The following is a 22,059-nucleotide window of genomic DNA, read 5'->3' as shown; positions in this document are numbered from 1 at the left end:
GGTTTGCGCTCTAATACGTTAGTTATCAGCGTTTAGATTAGTGTATTAAGGATTTGTGTTTAAGGCAGATGAATACGTTAAAATATAGAGACAAGTTTTATTGGCCTATATTTTTTTCATTAGTGGATGCTGAACAATTATCTGATCATCCTATTGGCGGACGGTTAAATGCCGGCACCACAGGGTGAGTGCTCATTACCAATGATGAGTGCGGTACATTTTATAGTATTTCCCCCTGCCAAGTCGTGCTATAAAATTTATCAAGCCACCTTAGCTGTCGATTACGAGATTGGACAAGCATTTGTCTAATCACTAAATCGTTTTAAGTTGGCTTGCTGTATAATTAAGCTATATTAAAAAGTGCTCGGTGCCGATCACGATAAATGTAGTGGTTAATGTTGTGATGAAAAGTGTTAGTTCTGAATAATTTATGATTTAGTCCACCAGGATACATAGTTGTAGAGGCAAATATTGTCGATGGAGCATAAAACACCACTCTCATATCATTTTAAAGACAAACATATATGGTTTGACATGACCATGCTTGTAGCATTGTTTGTTGTTGCAGCCTACGTTCCTCTATTAAAAATTGTGCCTTTAGTTGCCTGTCTAGAGTTATTCAGCTTTTTTAGTTTTCACTTACTAGCAAAACGCAGTCGATTCCAGTTACAGGGCTTTCTGGGAGGATTTATTTCCAGTACGGCAGTTTTTTTACAAATATTAAATGATAAAAAATTTGCATCAACAAGTGAACGTGATTTGCTACTGACATTGTTGTTTGCTTTATGTTCTATGTTACTGGAATGTCTATTTATTATCTTTTTTTTGGCAGACCAATTAGCCTTTATTTTTTATATCCCCTTTGTCACGCAATTATTGTTTTTTATTACGGCGATAATATATGTGCAGATGCAATCCAATTTACTTTTTTTAAGTAACCAGTCAGGGCAACCAACAGTTGATATTGAGCTATTAATTGATCATCCGATAAATTGGAAAAATGTTGCTAAGCTATCTATTTTTATCCTCGGACTTGTATATGCCATGCATTTTATCGGCAGTGAACTTGGTTTATCGCGAGGGATCAGTACGTTGCTGGTATCATTTTTTGAAGCTCATGCCATTCTTGTATCGGTGATGAGCGAATGGTCTATGAATCCACAGGATATTGATTTAATAAATTTATTGTTGTTAATTTTACTCGGTAACACCATCAGTAAATCGTACTTGATGTTTAAAGGAAGCAATTTTTCTCACAAATGGATTTTTATTGCAATGATGTTTTTGGGGTTTGCATTAAGTGTCGGTGCTACGTTTTTTTGCTCTTTTTTGCTTGAGTAATGTGTTTGCTATTCTCTCTAATAATACAAACTGCACTTTACGTCTGTGGCATAATACCCCCCACCATTGACTGCATATCTGACGAGACAAAGCATAATATCCGCTTAAGTAGCCAATAATAAATGATTATCCCAAGTTAAGGTTATTTATGCGTCTTGATCGATTTGTTTGTAAAAGTACTGAATTATTAAAGTATGAGGTTATTCAACATATCCATAACGGGGCTGTGCTCGTTAATGGTGTAGTTGTCAGGGATGAAGCTGTTCAAGTTCATGAAAATAATGACATCAGCTTAAACGGTCAAAAGCTTGCTGCTCGAGCGTTTCGTTATATGTTAATCAATAAACCTGCCAATACCCTTTGTTCGAATGTCGATGGTGTCTATCCGTCGCTATTCTCGTTAATTGACGCCGAACGACCATCTGAGTTGCATATTGCCGGACGATTAGATGCCGACACAACCGGATTAGTGCTTATTACCGATGATGGTCGTTGGACATTTGCTATCACGTCTCCGTCTGGGCAATGCCATAAAGTTTACCGGGTTAAATTAGCTAAGCCGATAGCAGCAGATGCCGGAGAGTCTTTTTTACAAGGCATTGCTTTGCAAGGGGAGCAAGAGCTGACATTACCGGCACAGTTGCACATTATCACACCACAAGAAGTATTACTGACCTTAACTGAAGGCAAGTTCCATCAAGTTAAACGCATGTTTGCTGCCGTAGGTAATAAAGTGGTGTCGCTGCATCGAGAAAGTATTGGTGCGGTTAAACTGGATGTAGCAATAGGTGAATGGCGTTATTTAACCGATGTAGAAATTGGTTCATTTAGTCATATACTTTTAAATAAGCTTTAAATTCAGCGCCCCTTAGTATTTGTGTAAAAAGCGCTTTATTGATTATTTTATCATGACCTCACGCATGCGATATTCACCCGTTAATGTCCTTACTTCAGGGTATTTGGCTGAAATTTCATTAGACATTTTTTTATCAGCCTCGCTCCACTTTTTCATGAACGCTTCATACTTCTTTTTGTTAGGCTCTATGTCTGCGCCATTAGCCATAGTAACGACTAATAACATGTTAAAATCACCACTCACTGGTAAATCACTTGCATAGATTTTCCAGTCTTTGATATAACCAAGTTCCTTTTCAATTTTAACCGCTTTAACCCAGCTATTACTCAAACCTGCCAAATATATATCCGCCATATTAGGATCTACTTTAACGGTAGTCATTACCATTATTTCAGTACCGAGATCGTAATCTTGGTAAATCTCCAATCTATCTTTGGCAAATAATGCGGAGCTAAATACAACGCAAGCTAATGTAATTAATAATTTTTTCATTTTATTATCCTTTTTAATAATTAATTATTTTGTTCGTTTTTTGTACAATTTAATCATAGTAAGGAATCAGGTAGAGTCAAGTCACTCTACAATGCGGCATGTTAACCTGGCCGTTTTACGGGAGTGTGTGAGGATGGCAAAAAGTAAATCGTATTAACCACGGGTTTGAGCTGGAATGACACCTTTCTGGTTATATTGTCCTTTTAGCTAACGTTAGTGGGTAAGGTTATTAAAAATACATAAAACAATAACTTTTTGTTATCATTGTGCCATTATCGGCGGTGACGTTAGTGTCCGCATAATCGATGTCGTATAAGAGATGTTCATTGTCGATGCAATGAAGTGTTCAGTGCATAATAGAGGCGCAGCATGTTAAATCAACAATGGTTAACCACATTTATTAAACTTGTCGAAGTAGGGCATTTTACTCACACGGCAGAGCAGCTTTTTATGACGCAACCTGGCGTGAGTCAACACATTAAAAAGCTTGAGCTGCAAGTGGGCGTTGATTTACTGATTCGAATAGGAAAAAGCTTTGAGCTAACTGAAGCTGGAATTGTGTTATATCAACAAGCATTAGTTTGGCAGCAGCAACAGCAACAAGTTTTGTCGCAATTAGCGGTTGATGATGAGCATGTAGGCGTTTGTCGTTTAGCGTGTTCGGGATCGATGGCGTTGCTTTTATATCCTCACCTTATTGACTATCAGTTGCCATATAGTCAATTACAAATCCATCTGGAAGCGGCGCCTAATAAACGCATTATTGATAGTGTTATGGCCAATACCGTTGATGTGGGCATCATTACGCAGCCGATTAACATGGATGAGCTGGTGGTGACCCCATTAGCTGCACAGTCTCTGTGTCTGGTGTTACCGCAGTCGTACCCACATCAATCGGTTACATTTGAACAACTCATGGAACTTGGAATGGTGAGCCATCCAGATGCGATGCATTATTGGTCGCAAATAGTCGGCCAGTATTTTATTGAAAAACAGGTGTTAGCGTTGCAGGTGCCTATTCGCAGTTACGTTAACCAATTGAACCAAATTCTTGTTCCCGTGGCTAAAGGGCTGGCATTTGCTGTGCTACCACAATTTGCAGTTGATAATTTTGCCCAACAACAGCATATCCGCATAGCATCTTTTGCCACCGAGCAAGCCAACAATGTGGTGGTCAGTGAGCCCTTGTTTATCATTTACAAAAAACATCGGCCACTTGCACGTCGTTATGGACCGATAATCAATAAAATTAAACAGTTGGTGAAGTGATGCCCGTTAGCCCGGTGAATTTTCTCGGTGGTTTAGTGCTCTGAGTTAGCTCGCTGAGTTAGCTCTTAGAATTAATAATGTGTTGTAATGCACTGTTGATATCAGTGTATTGAAACTCAAAGCCAGCCGCTAAAGTCCTTGTGGGTAGTACAAATTGGCCGGTAGTGAGCAACTCTGACATTTCACCCATTGCCAGTCTTAGCGCTAATGGTGGCGTGGTTATTTTTGCCGGACGATTTAACGCACTGCCTAATGCTTTAGCAAATGTTGCATTGCTAACAGGCTGAGGTGCAGTAGCATTGTAAATACCTTGTAAGTTGGTGTTGCTCAGCAAATAGTTAATCAGTCCAATTAAATCATCAACATGGATCCAACTCATACCTTGTTCGCCACTGCCTATTGGGCCGCCTAAACCAAGCTTGAACGGAGGTAGCATTTTTGCTAATGCGCCGCCATTCTTCCCGAGCACAATACCTATTCGAGTAATACACACTCGGGTCTGTTGTGACTGGGCTTGAAGTGCGAGGTCTTCCCATTTCTGGCATATATCATGGCTAAATTCAGTATGAAATCCACTTGTCTCATCGACTGGACTCTGGTCTTGTCGACCATAGTAACCCACCGCTGAGGCGCTAATAAACGTATGTGGCGGCGTAGTACTTTTACTAATAAGCTGAGTTAATTCCGTGGTGATGTCCCAACGGCTGTCGCATATTAGTTTTTTTTGTTTGTTGCTCCAACGTTTACTGACTATCGGTTCGCCTGCAAGGTTAATTACGGCATCTATGTCGTTAAGGTGTGGTTTATCAGTAAGGGTTTGCCAGTATTGATGGTGACTGCCAAGATTATTTTTTGCGTTATTAATATTTCGCGTCAATATGATCAGTTGGTGTTCGCTAAGCGATTTAACTAAGCGTTTGCCAACAAACCCCGTTGCACCAGTGATTAATATTCTCATCTAAACTCCCTTCTACTCAGTAGAACAATATACGATGGTAACCTTAAGAAATGATCACAAATTCTGCACGCAACATACTTGTTATTACGGCTTTTGATAGCATAATTCCATCGACACAGAGTCTGCAAAGCGAAGTGCATGGGGTTTATCAATTTCGACACTGGCAAATTCAACCCAATCATGTTCACTGGCAATGGCGAGAGTTTGATTGGTTAGGTTTTCGAGTAATGAAAAACGATTATTTTCAATCAAAGCAATGATATTTTTAGTAATGGTGCGATAATTCAACGCATCAGTGACATTGTTGCTGTTTCGCGCTTTGTCGGCACAATAATGGATCACCACATTGACGATGACATCTTGTTGGTTATTGATTTCATCTTCTTTAATGCCGATATAGGTGCGTAAACGTAAGTTTTTAATGCGTATAATAGCGGTTTCTGGTTTCATATTGAGTGAGTGGATCCCTAAAAGTTGTTGTAAGCCAATATTGTCATCAACTTATATGTGAATCGACAAAAATATTTAACTTAGTTTGCAATATGTTACTGAGTTTAGCTTAGCATACAGAATCATTTTAATAAGCAATAATAAGGATTTTTAGTTCTATGAAAGGATTACAACAATCGCCTATGGCTGTCCGTAGTTTTGTGGTGATGGCCTGTGTGGTGATCATTCTAGCGGGAATCAAAACGGCCAGCCCAATTGTGGTGCCTTTTGTATTATCTGCATTTTTAGCGGTAATTTGCAATCCAGCCATTGTATTGATGACGCGCTATCGTATTCCTAAATGGTTATCGATCATCTTATTGATGGGATTTATTGTGTTAATGGGCTTGTGGCTGGCCAGTTTAGTGGGTAGTTCGGTAACTGAGTTTTCCAAAGAAATGCCCAAGTATCGGGAGCAATTGATTGAACAATTTGCGTGGATCCTTGAAAAACTGCAAGATTTTAATATCCAGATTTCTCAACAAAAAGTACTCGATTATTTTGACCCCGGCATGGCGTTATCCATGACCACCAATATGTTGTCTGGTGTTGGCAATGTGATGGCTAATTTATTCCTGATTATTTTGACTATCGTATTTATGTTATTTGAGGCGCAATCAATGCCTAGAAAGTTTCATTTAGCCCTCGATGCTCCAGATAAGCGTTTACAGCAAATCGATAAATTCTTGCAGTCGGTTAATCAATATATGGTGATTAAAACCCTTGTCAGTTTAGCGACAGCAGTGGTTGTTGGTATCGGTTTGACAATCATTGGCGTTGACTATGCTTTGTTATGGGCAGTCATCGCTTTTCTGTTTAATTATATTCCTAATATTGGTTCTATTATTGCCGCTATTCCGGCTGTGTTATTGGCTTTTATCCAAATGGGCCCAGGGGCTGCAGGTATTACCGGTTTATTGTATGTGGGTACCAATATGGTGATGGGTAATATGGTTGAACCGCGTTTTATGGGCCGAGGTTTAGGCTTGTCTACCTTAGTGGTTTTTTTATCATTGATTTTTTGGGGTTGGCTGCTTGGCTCTGTCGGCATGTTGCTGTCGGTACCCTTAACCATGATTGTTAAAATTGGTCTTGAATCGAGCGACTCGGGCAATTGGCTGGCAATTTTATTGTCGGATGATAATGATGACTCACCCAATGAATCTGCCAATAATGTTAAAGCAGAAGCCGAAATTGCAGCTGAAGATTGCCACAGAGACGACGATGACGAACAGGTTAATAATGACGTTAATAGTGGAGTCAGTAGCGACGTAGATAATGATCATAGCGTGGGCAGTGACACTAAAGCTAAGTCATCAACCACAAATGCATAACCCTATTGATTGTATTTAGTTTATTGAGTTAAGAGAGTGTATGAAAGGTTTTTTACAAATAGTTCCAAATTTGACGTTCGGTGATGATGTTTGCCGTTTATTTCATGGCCGCGGCGGCTTATTCGCTGGCGATGAACACCTGTGTTTAGATTGGTATAAACCAGTATTATTGCTCACCAGTTTTAAGATGCTTGAAACCGAGCAACTCAATGAATTAGTGATTGCAGTAAAGGTACTTTGGCAGCAACAACGACCAACTGAAACACTTAATTTGGTTTACCAATACCGTCAAGGTGGCCAAACATTCAGTGAGTTATTGCATGGTGAAGTACCAGAACAGCATATTGTGATCGAAAATGGTGCGCGCTTTTTAGTCCATTTATTACGCGGACAAAACCACGGTTTATTTTTAGATATGGCCAACGGCCGAGCATGGGTGAAACAACACGCAAAACATAAAAAGGTACTTAATTTATTTGCTTATACTTGCGGCTTTTCGGTAGTGGCTTTGCAAGGCGGCGCAGATGAAGTGGTCAACATGGACATGAGTAAAGGTGCGTTAAGCATTGGTAAGCAAAACCATGTATTAAATGACTTACCCGCAGGAGCGCGTTATTTAGGCCACGATATTTTTAAATCATGGGGTAAATTAACCAAGCTTGGACCGTATGATTTGATTGTGGCCGATCCACCGAGTAATCAACGTGGCAGTTTTGTGGCCACTAAAGATTATGAGCGCTTATTGAAACGTCTGCCTGACTTACTTGCACCACAAGGTGAAGTGTTGCTGTGCTTAAATGCCCCAGAGCTTGGTTGTGATTTTTTGATGCAACAAGTGGCTAATACTGCGCCACAATTAACTTATGTTGAGCGAATTGCTAATCCGTCCGTTTTTGCCGATATAGATGAACAGAAATCATTAAAAGTATTACGTTACTGCATGAGCTAATTTATTAACGCGTTACAAATAAACCGACAGTCATGTGACTGTCGGTTTTTTTATGCCTGTAAAAAATGCCAAGACATACCTCACGATTAACCCCTTAATGACATCTTCGCCGCGCAAGTTGTTTTTAGTGGCTTATACTTAATGCTAACCAAGGAAATACCTGTTCAAATAATCGTTAAATAATCCTTCTTTTAATCGGTATTTATGACCGATAACCCTGATCTAGCTAATGATTTATTAAAATTGATGATCTAGATCATATTAACCTTGTTTTACCAATTTGTGAGTATATAGATTGTTACTGCATTAACGATAAAATTCACCGAGTCGTAATAAAGAAGCAATAAAGCGATGATGATTTATTGTTTTTATCCCCACTCTTGGAGGGTCCATGAGTAATGAAACCGAAAGCAAAAAGGGTTTAGAGCTAAAGATTTTTATTTTTTTGACCGTCTTTCTAGCCCCAATTTTATCTGTATTACTGGTTAGCGCACTAGGTTTTACTATCTGGTTTAGCCAAATTTTAACTGGGCCTCCAGGCGCGGGCTAATCCTAAAAATAATAAACAATGTGAGAACGATGTATGAGCAATGAACTTCACGTAACCAGCCTAATTGTCCAAGTACACCCTGAGCAAATGGCTGAAGTAAGACAAAAAATTATGGCCATCAAAAATGCTGAGTTGTCAGCTAATAATGACGTTAAGTTAGTTGTTGTCGTTGAAGGTCCGAGCCAACGATCGTTGATGGATGATATATCAACTATTAATGCCATTCCGGGTGTGTTGACTGCCACCATGGTGTATCACCAAAGTGAAGAGCTTGAAGAGGGTGAAGTATGAAAATGAATAGACGCGATTTTATGAAGGCCAATGCCGCTATCGCAGCGGCAAGTGTTGCAGGATTAGCACTACCTACAAGTGCAAGCAACCTGATCACTAGCTCAGAACAAACCAAATTAGAATGGAACAAAGCACCTTGTCGTTTTTGCGGAACAGGTTGTTCAGTGATGGTAGCCACCCGTGACGGTAAAGTTGTTGCGACTCATGGTGATGCCAACAGCGAAGTTAACCGTGGCTTAAACTGTATTAAAGGCTATTTCCTTTCTAAAATTATGTACGGTCGTGATCGTCTGCAAACGCCAATGTTGCGTATGACTGATGGCAAATATGACAAGCATGGCGAATTCACTCCTATTACATGGGAAAAAGCGTTCGACACTATGGCCGAGCGTTGGAAAGCGACCATTAAAGCCAAAGGTCCAACAGCCGTCGGTATGTTTGGTTCTGGTCAGTGGACCGTATGGGAAGGTTATGCAGCGGTTAAGTTAATGAAAGCTGGCTTTGGTTCAAATAACATCGATCCAAACGCTCGTCATTGTATGGCATCTGCGGTAGGTGGCTTTATGCGTACCTTCGGCATTGATGAGCCAATGGGTTGTTATGACGATATGGAAGCGGCTGACGCGTTTGTGCTTTGGGGCTCAAACATGGCAGAAATGCACCCTATTTTATGGACTCGTGTAACCGATCGCCGTTTAAGCGCGCCACACGTTAAAGTCGCCGTGTTGTCTACCTTTGAACATCGTTCATTCGACCTTGCTGATTTGCCCATTGTATTCACGCCACAAACCGATTTAGCAATGCTTAACTTTATTGCCAATTACATTATCCAAAATGGCAAAGTGAATAAAGATTTCATCAAAAAGCATGTTAATTTCCGCAAGGGAACCACAGACATTGGCTATGGTTTACGTCCAACGCATCCATTAGAAATGAAAGCCAAAAACGTTGCCACTGCAGGTGACTCTACCCCGATTGATTTTGACGAATTTGCTAAATTTGTGGCTGACTATGATGTTGAATCTGTCAGTAAGTTGTCTGGTGTACCAGAACATAAGCTTATTGAGTTGGCAGAGCTTTATGCAGATCCAGATCGTAAAGTGACTTCATTCTGGACCATGGGCTTTAACCAACATACTCGTGGTGTGTGGTGTAATAATCTGATTTATAACATTCACTTGTTAGTCGGTAAAATCTCTACTCCAGGTAACAGCCCATTCTCATTAACGGGTCAACCGTCTGCTTGTGGTACAGCACGTGAAGTGGGTACATTCTCACATCGTTTACCTGCGGACATGGTAGTGACTAACCCTGAACACAGAAAGCGCGCCGAAGAGATTTGGCATATTCCGAGTGGTATTATTCCACCAAAACCTGGTTACCATGCAGTAGAGCAAAACCGTCGCTTAAAAGATGGCGATTTAAATTGTTACTGGGTACAAGTGAACAACAATATCCAAGCAGGCGCCAATATTAACGAAGAAGGTTTACCGGGCTACCGTAATCCTGAAAACTTCATCGTAGTGTCTGATGCATATCCAACTGTTACCACCCAAGCAGCCGATTTAATTTTACCAACAGCAATGTGGGTCGAAAAAGAAGGTGCCTACGGTAATGCTGAACGTCGTACTCAATTTTGGCATCAAATGGTTAAAGCACCAGGAGAGTCACAGTCTGATTTATGGCAGTTAATGGAATTCTCTAAGCGTTTCACTACTGACGAAGTTTGGCCTGCAGAAGTGTTAGCTGCTAACCCTTCGTTTAAAGGTAAAACCTTATATGAAGTGCTTTATCTCAATGGCAATGTTGATAAATTTCCATTGGCAGATGCTGATCAAAAATACTTAAATGATGAAGCTAAGCATTTTGGTTTTTACGTTCAAAAAGGTTTATTTGAAGAATATGCCACCTTTGGACGTGGTCATGGTCATGATTTAGCTGACTTTGATGTATACCACAAAGAGCACGGTTTACGTTGGCCGGTGGTTAATGGCAAAGAAACCAAATGGCGTTTCCGTGAAGGGTCAGACCCATACGTTAAAGCGGGTACAGAATTTGAGTTTTACGGTAAGCCAGATGGCCGTGCAGTTATTTTCGCATTGCCTTACGAGCCTGCTGCAGAGTCACCAGATGAAGAGTTCGATATTTGGCTATCAACGGGTCGTGTGCTTGAACATTGGCATTCTGGTTCAATGACACAACGTGTACCTGAACTTTATAAAGCCTTCCCTGATGCAGTGTGTTTTATGCATCCTGAAGATGCTAAAAAGCGCGGTTTACGTCGTGGTGATGAAATTAGAATTGTTTCTCGTCGTGGTGAAATTAAAACCCGTGTTGAAACGCGAGGACGTAATAAGCCGCCTGTTGGCTTAGTGTTTGTGCCTTGGTTTGATGCCAGCCAGCTCATTAATAAAGTGACGTTAGATGCGACAGATCCTTTGTCAAAACAAACTGACTATAAAAAATGTGCTGTAAAGATTGTTAAGGCTTAAGGAGACAGACCATGAAAACAGGTAAATTATTATCGATTATCGCGTTATTAGGTTTCTCTGTAAGTGTAATGGCTACCAGCATACCTGAAGACAAAATCGACACATTACGTTTAGCGCCAATTAATGTAGAACCGACACCGCCTGCGATGCAAGCGGTGATCAATACCGATGTTAAGCAGGTACGTAATTACCCTATGCAGCCACCGGTGATCCCGCACAAGATTGATGGTTATCAAATCGATCTTAAAGTGAACAAGTGTATCCAGTGTCATGCCCGTACTAGTACTGGTCATTCACAGGCTCCAATGGTGAGCGTGACTCACTATATGGACCGTGATAATAATTTCTTGGCTGATTTATCACCACGTCGTTATTTTTGTACTCAGTGCCATGCACCGCAGTTAGATGCCAAGTTATTAGTTGAAAATGACTTTGTCGATATTGATCACTTAATGAAGGCGAAAGCCCCAGTTAAGCACTAGGAGTCACTATGATTGCAAAATTGTTTGAGCAACTAAAAATAGTGTGGAAAGTGCTGTGTCGTCCGAGTGTCCATTACAGTCTTGGCTTCTTAACCATTGGTGGATTTATCGCTGGGGTGATTTTCTGGGGCGGATTTAACACCGCCTTGGAACTGACTAACCGCGAGCAATTCTGTATTGGTTGCCATGAAATGGAAAACAATGTTTATCAGGAACTGCAAACGACTATTCACTTCACTAACCGAAGTGGTGTGCGTGCAACCTGTCCTGATTGTCATGTGCCACATAACTGGACCGATAAAATTGCTCGTAAAATGCAAGCTTCTAAGGAAGTGTGGGGCAAAATATTCGGTACTATTAGCACGCGAGAAAAGTTTGAAGGTAAACGTCGCGAGCTGGCGGAACATGAATGGGAACGCCTTAAAGCCAACGATTCGTTAGAGTGCCGTAACTGTCATAACTTCGACTATATGGATTTCACTCGTCAGTCTAAGCGTGCATCACAAATGCATTCAACATCACTGGCTAGCGGCGAAAAAACCTGTATCGATTGTCATAAAGGTATTGCACACCAATTACCTGATATGGCGGGTGTAGAAGGGTTCTAAACCGGTTAATATTGTAAGCGTATAGAAAAGGCCAGCAAATTTGCTGGCCTTTTGTTTTATGCATTTCGAACTAAAGTTGTTTATGTTAAATCAACCTGTTGTCCAATCACATCAATTAAATATTCAGTGAAATCATGGCCATGGTTTTGCAACATTTTCGGAAACATTGAAATAGGCGTTAACCCAGGGAAGGTATTGATTTCATTCAAGAGGATTTGATTATCATCAGTTAAAAAGAAATCAATGCGCGACAAGTGACGTAATTTCATCCCTTTAAAGGCTTTTATTGCGTAATCCCGGATCAGCTGACTGATCTCAGGGCTGAGGTTATCAGCAACAACGTCGGTACGGGCCTTACTATTTTTAGCGTACTTTTCATCAAATGAATAAAAGGTATTGCTGTCGCAAATAATTTCGCCCGGTAAGGTAGCTACCACTTCACCTTGGTATTGGTATACGGCGACTTCTAATTCACGCGCATGGATGGTTTGCTCAACAACCACATATGGAGCATAACTAAACGCATCTTTAAGTACGTTAGCGATATTGGCTTTAACATCGACTTTATAGCATCCCACAGACGATCCTTGTGATGCCGCTTTTACAAAAACAGATCCCCAATGATCAAATGCCGTTTCAGTTTGCTTGATTGCATCATCATCTAGTTGGTGCAAAAAGATGTAAGGCGTGTTTGGTACGCCTAAAGCTGAAAACCACATTTTAGCGGTGATTTTATTAAAGCTATTGCTTGAGGCTTCAGATTCACAACCAAAGTAGGGCAGTTGGATTAAGTTAAAGTACGATTGAATATCACCGGTTTCACCCGGAAATCCATGAATACACGGGATCACATAATCAACTGACCATGCTGGCGTATTGTTATCTTCAAAACGAATTTCACGGCGATTAGTCAGGTCGCATAATTTACCGTCTTCAGTGTGATAATGACCGTGTTTATCGAGTACTAACTTAAGTACCGAAAATTTATCTGACTTTGCCAGTGATGACTCAAAAAAACGTGCAGACATTAACGAAATATCGTGTTCTGCACCGCCACCGCCGCACAATAACAGCAGATTAATCTTTGGCATGGTTGCTCCTGAAAGACCCAAAAAATGGGCTAGATTTGAATTAGATTAGCCCTAAAAAAGTAATGCTTATGATAAAGACCCACAGCCATACAGTGCAAGTAAGAGTTAATAATATTTCAGCTATTTATGTCTATTTCCGACGTTAATGCGATTAAATAACCTCAACGAGATAATAAACAGCTATCACATCTCCATTACCTCACGAAGCGATTGTATTAATTGGCAATGTCATAAGCGTTAGTGGCATCCGTCTTGGTTAGTCACATCCGTTCTAAGTGGCCATAATATGCTGGGTGGCGTCATACACTGTCGTTTTGTTGTCGACAATCTCAGCGTTATCTTTGCTGCATCAGCCGTAAAAAAGAAAAACCTCTTTTTATTTTCATAAAAAAGAGGTTTTTAATCAATCAATATAATGTCTGCTATCGTGGTCAACTACATTGATTATATTGATGTACTAACAAACGTATGACAGTAGAATACTTAAGCTTATTGCTTCAATCTTAGTCTCTGCGGTGTAATATTTTAATCTTACCTAGAAGCGATAAGTTAAGTTCACCGAACCATTCACAGGCGCGCCGTAATAACCGATAGTGGCCAAGCTGTTAATGTATTTTTCATCGGTGAGGTTATTAATGTTAGCTCTCAGATTTAGGTCTTCAGAAATATTCCAACTTGCGAAAGCGTTAACGACTAAATAGGCATCTTGTTCTACATTAGAATCAACATTTTTGGTTTCAGATTGCCATCTGCCGCCCAATCCAACGCTTACTTCTGGCAATTGTGGGATGGTATAATCCATCGAAAAGTTAACAACGTTTCGGGCTGCCCATTCATTTGCCTCAGCGCCATCTTCATCTTCTACATCTAGCAGCGTATAAGCTAATACGGCATTGAGATTGTCTGTTATGTGTCCAGTGACTTCGACTTCAAAGCCTTTCGATTCGACATTGGCACCTTTATAATAGTAATTTCCGTTGGCATTAAGGCCGGCGTAGCTAGCGAGGTTATTTTGCTCAGCACTAAATAGTGCAAAGGTAGCCATTAAATCATTATCAAGCCATAGGGTTTTAAGCCCAAGTTCGTAATTGACGCCTTTAGTGGGGTCTAAAAAATACCCATCGTAATCATACTGCTCTTGCGGTTGGTAAATGTCTGAATAACTGAAGTAAGTGTTGATATCCTCTGTGATGCTGTAAACCACACCAGCATAAGGGCTAAACTCGCTTTCGTCGTTGTCGATATCAACGCCGCTATTAATACCTTCGCGGGTATATTTAATCGCATTAAAGCCTGCAACTACGAATAGGCTGTCATTAATATTGAACTTAGTCGAACCATAGGCGCGAAGTAAGCTTACATCGATGTCAGAGTACTCCACTTTATCGCCCCATTCAGGCTCAGGGATCGCATTGAGATCGTAAGGGAAGGCTGGGGTTGGGCCATATGCAGGAGTCGCTGCAAAATCAAATGGGTGTTGGTACATGTATTTTTTACTTTGAGAACCGCTTAACCCTAAGGTCAGTTCGTGATCTTGACCAAATAAGCCATAATGACCAATTGTGGTGATGTCCAAAATATCGGCTGAAAACTCAGTGTCGTAACGACCAGGCCAACCATTTAATCCTAAGCCTGTGTCCTTATCAATGGTTCCAGAAGCATAAAATAACTTACTTTCATCTTCTAATCCTTGATGATTATAGGCAACTTTAAGGTCCCAATCGTTAGGCATTATGTAAGTATACTCAACAAATGCGGTTGTATTGATGGTGTCCCACATAGTCCACTCTTGTGTGGTGCTAGCGCTGGTATCCCATTCAGCTTGGGTGCCGTCAGTATAGTTAAATACTAATCCGCCCCAGGTATTACCGTCTGTGTTGGCATCTTGGTATGAAAACCCTAATGTTAGCGTTGAGTTATCTGTTAATTGACCATCAACGACAGCGTAAATATAACCACGATCGTTTTCTAGGCCATCTAAGTATGATCCTTTGTCTTCTACTACCGCAACAACTCTACCAGCCCAACTACCGCTTTCTGTTAACAGGGCAGAGTAATCAGCTTGTACGCGCTTAAAGTCATCTGAGCCATATGAGATGCCTACTTCACCTTCATTTTCGTTAGTCGGGCGTTTACGCACATAATTAATGGTACCAGCAGAATTACCTATTCCGGTTAGTAGCCCGTTAGCTCCACGAATAACTTCAATTTTTTCATAACCATAAGCTTCCATTGCACCAGTGACGATCCCCCAGTCATTGGGCAAACCGACGCCATCAATTTGGGTACTTTTAATTTCAAAGCCGCGAGAAGTATATTGTGTGCGGTTTGTTTCCCATTCTTCAACATTAATACCCGTCGCAAGACGAAGTACGTCGTTAAGATTATTGGCCCCAAAATTAGTTATCTGCTCGTTGGTAACCACACTGATTGACTGCGGTGTCTCATCAATCTCCATAGTTAACCCAGTCGCGCCTTGGCTAACGCGTTTATAACGAACACCCAAGATTTGAATTTTTTCTATGTTTTGATCATTGTTGTCAGCATTTTGTTGTTGTTCTGCTGCAAGGGCAATGGGCTGTACTAGAAAGCCCATTGCCAAAACTAATGATGAAAGTGCAAAGGTATGTTTAGGTTTCATGTTGTGCCTTATCTGTGTCTTTTTCTAATGATGAATATTATTAACGGCGAACCATAGCGCTTATCAGACGCTAATCTTATTGCTAATGATTATCATTAGCAACCACGACCGAGGCTAGATTGATTGAAATGTGAGCATTAACGCAAAATTTACAATTGATAATAATTATCACTCAATAGTTGTTGAGATTGGTTATCAATCGTATTAGCATGTGTGGAAAATTAATATCTATAAAGACAGCGGACAAATTTGGACATCAGATGGCAAAACGTAGTAATCGATTTTGGTTTAAGCTTCATGGCTGGTTTTCATTACCCGTATGGATAATTTTTTGTTTTGTGTGCCTAACGGGGACAATTTCAGTGATAAGCCATGAATTAACCTGGCTCACTAATCCTGACGCTCGTGCAAGTAACCCGCAAAATCTGGCTGAAAAGCCGATGTCGGAACTTGTTGAAATTGTGCAACAAGCGCACCCAACAGCAAACATCACCACAGTGATGAGCTTTGAGTCTTATCTGGTTAATGCTGTTATTTTTAACGATAGTGACATGCCTTTTGCTATTGCTTATGTCAATCAATACACCGGCCAAATTCAAGCAATCAATCTTGGTATGACTTTCACTAATTTTATGCGCTCCTTACACGGTTGGTTACTGTTTCCATGGCATGTTAATTACAGTGTCGGCTATTACATTGTCTGTTTTATGGCCATCGTTATGTTGGGGGCGTTGATATCTGGACTGGTGATTTATAAAAAGTTTTGGCGTTCATTTATCCAGCCTAAATTACGTATCAATCAAGGTAAAAAAACATTGCTTGCAGATTTACATCGATTGGCAGGTGTGTGGTCAATGTGGTTTTTAATGCTGATGAGCATTACCGGTTTATGGTATTTAACCCAAGCGATTTTGTGGCACAACCACATAGATTTGGAGCCACATGCGCCTTTAATTGAGGCAAGCCAAGTGCCAGCATCATCAAATGGAGCCCCCATTAGACCGTATACATTATCTGATGCGCTGCAAGTGGCCGAGCAAAAATTCCCAGGCTTTAAAAGTACCTACATTATGCTTCCTGAGCACCAACGAGATACTTACAAGGTGTATGGCCAGGGAGATCATATTTTCTATGACCAGTACGCTTATGGCGTGACAGTGAATCCATGGAGCGGCACCATTGAAAGTGAAAGATCGCCAGCGGCAATGACCACCTTACAAACGCTTTCGCATATTGCTGATCCACTGCATTACGGCACAATAGGCGGGCTGTGGACAAAAGTGATTTGGTTTATCTTCGGCATTTTTCTAACGGGGATGTCTATCACAGGATTTTTAATGTGGGGAAGTCGAACCGTAAAAGCCGCCAGAACCGACCTAGATGATCCGTTGGCAATGCATAACTCACAGCTAGTCGAGCAGGAAGGTAACTAATGGCCCGCATTAAAAACACCATATGGAATCGTTACAAGTATAAAATAAATGGCTTAATGCTAGTGCTAGTTTGTTATTTTTTATATCAGTCTTTATTCCCGCAATTCCCTGATGCATGGGAAACTCAAGCGGTTGGCGCTTTTGAAATAACACCTATGCCGTATAATCTTGATCCGCCATATCTTCACGATGGTACCTACACTAAAGATTTTTTATTATTGTTTAGTCAGGGGCAGGTAAACAAGATCCGTCAAGCATATTTCAACATTGGCACAGAGCCCTTACCATTAGAAACACTGCAAATGGGCGATGCAGGTATCTTGCATGGCAGTCAGCATGGACAAGAAGTTCATGCTATTGCGCCAGAAGTATTAACAGCAGAACACAAGGCTTGGTTAACCATTGAAAATTGGCAGGGGCAACAGCAAGTCATTAGCTGGAAGTTACCTGATGCATTTTATCAGTCATCAAACTAAACGATTGTAGTCTTTGGGGCAGCTTGGTTTTATCGAGCAGTTTGTCGATGTTAAATGTAATTGCATTGCATTGCATTTAACATCGTATTCTTAGGCGGTTAAATACCAAAGGCTTCGCGTTCAGAAACACATTCGTATTCAGCCATTTCAAATTCACGGCAAATCAGTGGCCGAACTTCGTAAATCGAACACATCATAGTGTCTCGGTCTAGTGCTGCACACCAACCATCATCAAGTCGGCGCATCACTTCTCCGCCCCAATTATCTTTGGCTATATACACTTTAGGCACACCGGTTTCGGTTATTAACATTACTTCTAAACGGCAACAACAGGCTTGGCAATTTGAACAGGTCACAGCTGCTGGTTGCTCTACAGCGCTTATCGATGCGGGAGTCGATGATTTATCGGACGACTCAGGGAACATGGTAATGATATTGGTGGGCATTTAAGGGCTGCAGTTGAACATTTGGGCTAAGGATACCGTAATTTAGCGGTGTTGACGTTATCAAAGCACAAATATTCATGAGATTGGACTTGCCAAGCTAACTCAATGAGCGCTTGGCTATTGAAAATTATAACGTAACCACTTTACCGGTTAGTGCTACGCCTGCAACAATATTGCCAGCACCGCACTGGAAAGTGTCATTGCTACTAGTAAGATTGTTTTTATAATTTGATTTGATTTCAACAACAGCATTACCGCCTTCTTTAATCGCTCGCTCTTTTAGCGCGATCATTGCCGATAGAAATACCCAATGGCAAGCTTCGATATCAGATTTATTAAAAGCATTAGTCTTTTTATTAGCACTGAATTCACCGATAATTTTTACTGGCTCAGAATAAGCTTGATCACCAAAATAAAAGGCTACATTGCTGCCAAGTTTATTTTTTGCGTGTTCTGTACTCAGCGCATCTGCTACCGAATAACTGCCGACATCGTCGCGGGCATAAGAAACAGAAGGGGCAATAGCGAGTGCCAGAGATAACGCGATGATTTTGTTTTTCGTACTATTGTTTTTCATACTAAGAAACATCCTTTTAATTGGTTTGGCTTTTACGGTGAAAATCCTTTGTGCGAAGCAAAATAACATTAACTCACTGATTTTACACCTATCAATGAGAAATATTCAATTTTTCGGCAGGTGATAAAGTTGGGTAGAAACCATAAGGTATTAGCAGATGCAATCAAGTGTGTTGATATATTTGGGGTAAAACAATGTCTATGCAGTGATAAACATTGCACAGACACAGACACAGACACAGACAGTGATGGGGTCATATTTGCTTGTTCATTAACATCGCAACTTCTAGAAAATGTGGTCAACATGTGAGTGAGTAAGCCTTATCTCATCACTTTGCTACAGCGTTACGTTGAATCAGCTGCATTAAGGGTAACGCTTCACTTCCCTGTGATGGCGAGACAAAATAACATGGCTATTGCTTTGTTTATCTTATATAGAAGCGGGGAGGGCGGAGATAAATGAAGCCCATAAGTTCATCAGTACGATGGCCAATGTTAATGCTGATGTGCTGACGATAATGAATTTCCTTCGCTGTCATAAAATCCTGAAGCGCTGTGTTCAATAAAACCTAAGTTGATCATTTTTCTAAAAAACGGGTCAGATTCATTATCGCCAATATCAGCAAAGTCAGTAGATTGGTACGCAGAGAATGTATCTAGCTGTTGTTGAATCATTTTGTTGTCGTAAGTCACCTCAGTTAATTGCCAATTTACGGCTTTATCTGCAGATTCAGTTTTATCTGACAATGTAGTACTAATGCGTTGTACTAGTTTTTTTGCTGGAAACCACCATATATCAACCGTTTTTGTATTTGTTTGTTGTTGATAATGTTCTAGTTTATCGCAATCTTGTCCAGTAGTTTCAATGAGTGTTGACTGCTTTTGAAATAATGGATGGAGTAATTGTGCATGATATTGCCATGCTTGATTAGATATCGTTTTGGTTGCTTCATATTCAATGGCGCGTTTGTCATCGATGAAGTATGAGGTTTTTTTCATGTGATTATGTGGCAGTGTGGTCCATTGTGTTGCGACTTGTTGATTGTTGATATGAAATACAGAATTTTGGGCTCTTAATAATACCAGTTGGTTTTGTTTGTTTGATGCTGCATCGTGAGTCGTTTGTTCAATGTTATAGGTCGCCATGAAGGCAGTTGATTGGCAAGTGTCACTTGCTGATGCAAATAACGGGAAAGTGATAGCGGTTAGTAACAATAGAGTTTTCATGTGTTTTGTCTTATTGGCTGGTCAAGTATCAAGGCGCAAGCTAAAAGTTAAAGAATAGGGGCAAGCCCCTATTCTTTATTGATGACTTTTTACTTATTTATCTCACGTTCAGGTTATTTAGCTGACTTTACTGGGGGGTACCAGAAAGATTGCCAGCGTAATCCATCACATGGAATATTAAGCTTTGCTCGTTAGTTCCTGTAATTAAGTGAGCGCCAGGTCCTACAGCAAAAACACCAACGTCTTCACCCGCATGTGTTTCACTATCGAGTGGCACTAGCGACTCTTGGTGGAACCCTGCGGTTGATGTATCAATATCGGTTAAGTCAACGCGGCCTGTTACTGCAGCAGCTGCATAACTGGCATCAGCATCGGTTTGTGTGCCTAAATCTCTAAAGCCAAGGCCGTTGGTATAACCTACTGTGGTATAAGGCATGTCGTCTGAGGCTAAACTTGGCTCAGTCGCACCAATACCAACCACTTTACCTAAGATTGGGTTACCGCGTTTTGGGTAGCCTGCTATGGTAAATACATGGCTGTGATCAGCAGTAACAATAATTAAGGTGTCTTCTTGGCTTGTTGCATCAACCGCGACTTGCACAGCCTTAGCAAACTCAATCGCGTCATTTAGCGCGTTATAAGCATTGCCGGCATGGTGAGCATGGTCAATTCGACCAGATTCAACCGTTAAGAAGAAACCTTTGTCGTTATTATCAAGCACCTTAATGGCAGTAGCGGTCATTTCTGACAAGCTAGGTTCACCGGCAATATCATTTTTACGGTCAGCTTCGTATTGCATGTGCGATTCGTTAAATAAACCAAATACCCGCGGTGTTGTTTCAGTGTCTATAGCATTAAATGAAGCCTGGTCAAATACATAAGCACTTGTTGCGTACTTCGCTTGCCATTCTGCGGTCAAGTCACGGCCATCAGTACGGTCACCTTCAATAGTACTGACAGCGTCATTGCTGTTATATGCTACATCTTTAGGTAAAAAATGACGGCGACCACCCCCCATAACCACTTCAATACCATCAACATCTACACCGGCATATCGAGCTTCTAAGTTGGCTTCAAAATTGACTAACTGTAATGCAATATCTTCACAATTAGCGCGCTCAGGGTTGTTGGCAATGTCCATATCTGAGATATCTTCCCAGTTACGATCTGCTGACTTTGCATAAGTTGCAGCAGGTGTCGCGTGGGTAATACGTGCGGTTGAGATAACACCCGTTGATTTACCTGCAATCTCAGCTAATTCTAAGGCAGTGATCATCTCAATGCCTTTAGTGCTAGCACAATTGCCACGAACCACATCTTCGTCAACACCTAACACGCCAGCATCTGTTTTAACGCCCGACATCATCGCTGTCATTGTTCCTGCAGAATCTGGTGTTTGTGCATCAACGTTGTAGGTTTTTGCTAAACCAGAAAATGGAAACTTATCAAAGCTTAATTGGTTTTCTTCACCCATCATGCCTTTATTCTGACCATCTAAAATACGCGCTGCGGTTACCGTTGAAACACCCATACCGTCACCAACAAATAAAATCACATTTTTAGCTGAGCCTTTAAGTGCGGTTATTTCTGCTGCGGTAGATGCAGTTGCAATCGATACGTTGGCATTGTTTGCTAATTGGCTATCAATTTTATTCCAAACATCGTCTGCCGTTTCTATTTCGGCAGCGCCTTGTTTAAACCATGAGTTATTTAAACTGGTTAATAGTTCGGTATCATTTACTGTGGTCGCAGCAGGTGAACATACATATTGAGTTGATGTTATTTCAGACGCATCTAAAACGGTATCAGCATTTGCATCGATACCCGAGTCGATTTGCACACCACCATTGAGACAATTAGCATTACCTACCGCTAAGGGGGTTTGGGTAATTAATGCGTTGGTTCCGTTAGTACCATTAGTGCCATTTGAGCCATTTGAGCCATCAGATCCATTGATGCCGTTAGTACCATCGGTGCCATTGTCACCGTTATCGCCACAAGCTGATAATGCCAAAACCAAAGAAACTGTTAATGTTGATAATATAAATTTATTCATCA

The 22,059-nt window shown here is 40.8% G+C and carries 21 protein-coding genes; 12 read left to right on the top strand and 9 right to left on the bottom strand.

Translation table 11 applies throughout. The features are described from left to right. Window positions 1-477: 477 nt before the first annotated feature. The gene (locus AAEY98_RS11845; protein WP_351010493.1) at window positions 478-1,341 is read left to right on the top strand and encodes a DUF4010 domain-containing protein; all 864 of its coding nucleotides are present in this window, start codon (window positions 478-480) and stop codon (window positions 1,339-1,341) included. A gap of 148 nt (window positions 1,342-1,489) precedes the next feature. Continuing rightward, a complete protein-coding gene (locus AAEY98_RS11840) occupies window positions 1,490-2,197 on the top strand; it encodes a pseudouridine synthase (protein ID WP_350996208.1) in 708 nt (235 codons plus the stop codon). A 42-nt stretch (window positions 2,198-2,239) separates the two neighbouring features. Here the strand turns inward: AAEY98_RS11840 and AAEY98_RS11835 are convergent, their stop codons facing one another. Then, window positions 2,240-2,689, bottom strand: a complete 450-nt coding sequence (locus AAEY98_RS11835; protein WP_350996205.1) for a hypothetical protein — start codon at window positions 2,687-2,689, stop codon at window positions 2,240-2,242. Window positions 2,690-3,058: 369 nt separating this feature from the next. On the opposite strand from AAEY98_RS11835, the gene AAEY98_RS11830 reads away from it, so the two are divergent. Beyond that, window positions 3,059-3,958, top strand: a complete 900-nt coding sequence (locus tag AAEY98_RS11830) for a LysR family transcriptional regulator (RefSeq protein ID WP_101087901.1) — start codon at window positions 3,059-3,061, stop codon at window positions 3,956-3,958. Window positions 3,959-4,016: 58 nt separating this feature from the next. On the opposite strand, the gene AAEY98_RS11825 is transcribed toward AAEY98_RS11830, so the two are convergent. Both AAEY98_RS11825 and folX read right to left on the bottom strand, forming a co-directional pair. Next, entirely contained in the window at window positions 4,017-4,916 is a 900-nt protein-coding gene (locus AAEY98_RS11825; RefSeq protein ID WP_351017101.1) for a TIGR01777 family oxidoreductase, read from the bottom strand. Between the two features lie 84 nt (window positions 4,917-5,000). Beyond that, window positions 5,001-5,366, bottom strand: a complete 366-nt coding sequence (folX, locus tag AAEY98_RS11820; protein WP_101087907.1) for a dihydroneopterin triphosphate 2'-epimerase — start codon at window positions 5,364-5,366, stop codon at window positions 5,001-5,003. 158 nt (window positions 5,367-5,524) lie between these two features. Here folX and AAEY98_RS11815 point away from each other — a divergent pair, with 158 nt between their 5' ends. The 7 genes from AAEY98_RS11815 to AAEY98_RS11785 all read left to right on the top strand — a co-directional run bounded on the left by AAEY98_RS11815 (window position 5,525) and on the right by AAEY98_RS11785 (window position 12,111). Then, window positions 5,525-6,739, top strand: a complete 1,215-nt coding sequence (locus AAEY98_RS11815) for an AI-2E family transporter (protein ID WP_182743739.1) — start codon at window positions 5,525-5,527, stop codon at window positions 6,737-6,739. 40 nt (window positions 6,740-6,779) lie between these two features. Then, window positions 6,780-7,688: a class I SAM-dependent methyltransferase gene (locus tag AAEY98_RS11810; RefSeq protein ID WP_101087912.1), complete on the top strand. Its 909-nt coding sequence runs from the start codon at window positions 6,780-6,782 to the stop codon at window positions 7,686-7,688. Between the two features lie 391 nt (window positions 7,689-8,079). Continuing rightward, complete coding sequence (locus AAEY98_RS11805) at window positions 8,080-8,238, top strand: periplasmic nitrate reductase, NapE protein (RefSeq protein ID WP_011638006.1); 159 nt, start codon at window positions 8,080-8,082, stop codon at window positions 8,236-8,238. A gap of 33 nt (window positions 8,239-8,271) precedes the next feature. After that, window positions 8,272-8,529, top strand: coding sequence for a chaperone NapD (locus tag AAEY98_RS11800; protein ID WP_011638005.1), 258 nt, complete (start codon window positions 8,272-8,274; stop codon window positions 8,527-8,529). 2 nt (window positions 8,530-8,531) lie between these two features. Next, window positions 8,532-11,021 (top strand): nitrate reductase catalytic subunit NapA, encoded by a 2,490-nt coding sequence (gene napA, locus AAEY98_RS11795; protein WP_101088208.1) that lies wholly within the window; start codon window positions 8,532-8,534, stop codon window positions 11,019-11,021. Window positions 11,022-11,032: 11 nt separating this feature from the next. Then, a complete protein-coding gene (locus AAEY98_RS11790; protein WP_101087915.1) occupies window positions 11,033-11,503 on the top strand; it encodes a nitrate reductase cytochrome c-type subunit in 471 nt (156 codons plus the stop codon). 8 nt (window positions 11,504-11,511) lie between these two features. Then, the gene (locus tag AAEY98_RS11785) at window positions 11,512-12,111 is read left to right on the top strand and encodes a cytochrome c3 family protein (protein WP_101087918.1); all 600 of its coding nucleotides are present in this window, start codon (window positions 11,512-11,514) and stop codon (window positions 12,109-12,111) included. Between the two features lie 80 nt (window positions 12,112-12,191). Here the strand turns inward: AAEY98_RS11785 and AAEY98_RS11780 are convergent, their stop codons facing one another. Both AAEY98_RS11780 and AAEY98_RS11775 read right to left on the bottom strand, forming a co-directional pair. Next, window positions 12,192-13,202, bottom strand: coding sequence for a D-alanine--D-alanine ligase (locus tag AAEY98_RS11780; protein ID WP_351017099.1), 1,011 nt, complete (start codon window positions 13,200-13,202; stop codon window positions 12,192-12,194). 535 nt (window positions 13,203-13,737) lie between these two features. After that, the gene (locus AAEY98_RS11775) at window positions 13,738-15,843 is read right to left on the bottom strand and encodes a TonB-dependent siderophore receptor (protein WP_351017096.1); all 2,106 of its coding nucleotides are present in this window, start codon (window positions 15,841-15,843) and stop codon (window positions 13,738-13,740) included. A gap of 260 nt (window positions 15,844-16,103) precedes the next feature. On the opposite strand from AAEY98_RS11775, the gene AAEY98_RS11770 reads away from it, so the two are divergent. Next, entirely contained in the window at window positions 16,104-17,276 is a 1,173-nt protein-coding gene (locus tag AAEY98_RS11770) for a PepSY-associated TM helix domain-containing protein (RefSeq protein ID WP_351017093.1), read from the top strand. Then, complete coding sequence (locus AAEY98_RS11765; protein WP_351017090.1) at window positions 17,276-17,752, top strand: PA2404 family protein; 477 nt, start codon at window positions 17,276-17,278, stop codon at window positions 17,750-17,752. Before AAEY98_RS11770 ends, AAEY98_RS11765 begins: the two co-directional genes overlap by 1 nt. A 98-nt stretch (window positions 17,753-17,850) precedes the next feature. Here the strand turns inward: AAEY98_RS11765 and AAEY98_RS11760 are convergent, their stop codons facing one another. From AAEY98_RS11760 to AAEY98_RS11745, 4 genes are all read right to left on the bottom strand, one after another. Beyond that, complete coding sequence (locus AAEY98_RS11760; protein WP_049763595.1) at window positions 17,851-18,177, bottom strand: YkgJ family cysteine cluster protein; 327 nt, start codon at window positions 18,175-18,177, stop codon at window positions 17,851-17,853. Between the two features lie 148 nt (window positions 18,178-18,325). Continuing rightward, window positions 18,326-18,775, bottom strand: a complete 450-nt coding sequence (locus AAEY98_RS11755; protein ID WP_192115990.1) for an excinuclease — start codon at window positions 18,773-18,775, stop codon at window positions 18,326-18,328. 494 nt (window positions 18,776-19,269) lie between these two features. Continuing rightward, window positions 19,270-20,001 (bottom strand): hypothetical protein, encoded by a 732-nt coding sequence (locus tag AAEY98_RS11750; protein ID WP_101087938.1) that lies wholly within the window; start codon window positions 19,999-20,001, stop codon window positions 19,270-19,272. Between the two features lie 127 nt (window positions 20,002-20,128). Then, complete coding sequence (locus AAEY98_RS11745) at window positions 20,129-22,057, bottom strand: alkaline phosphatase family protein (protein WP_502959643.1); 1,929 nt, start codon at window positions 22,055-22,057, stop codon at window positions 20,129-20,131. Window positions 22,058-22,059: the final 2 nt, after the last annotated feature.

Source organism: Shewanella sp. AC91-MNA-CIBAN-0169, from assembly GCF_040310165.1.
Classification (GTDB): Bacteria; Pseudomonadota; Gammaproteobacteria; order Enterobacterales; family Shewanellaceae; genus Shewanella.
The sequence above is the reverse complement of the archived record's forward strand: the minus strand, read 5'-3'. Positions and strand labels throughout refer to the sequence as shown.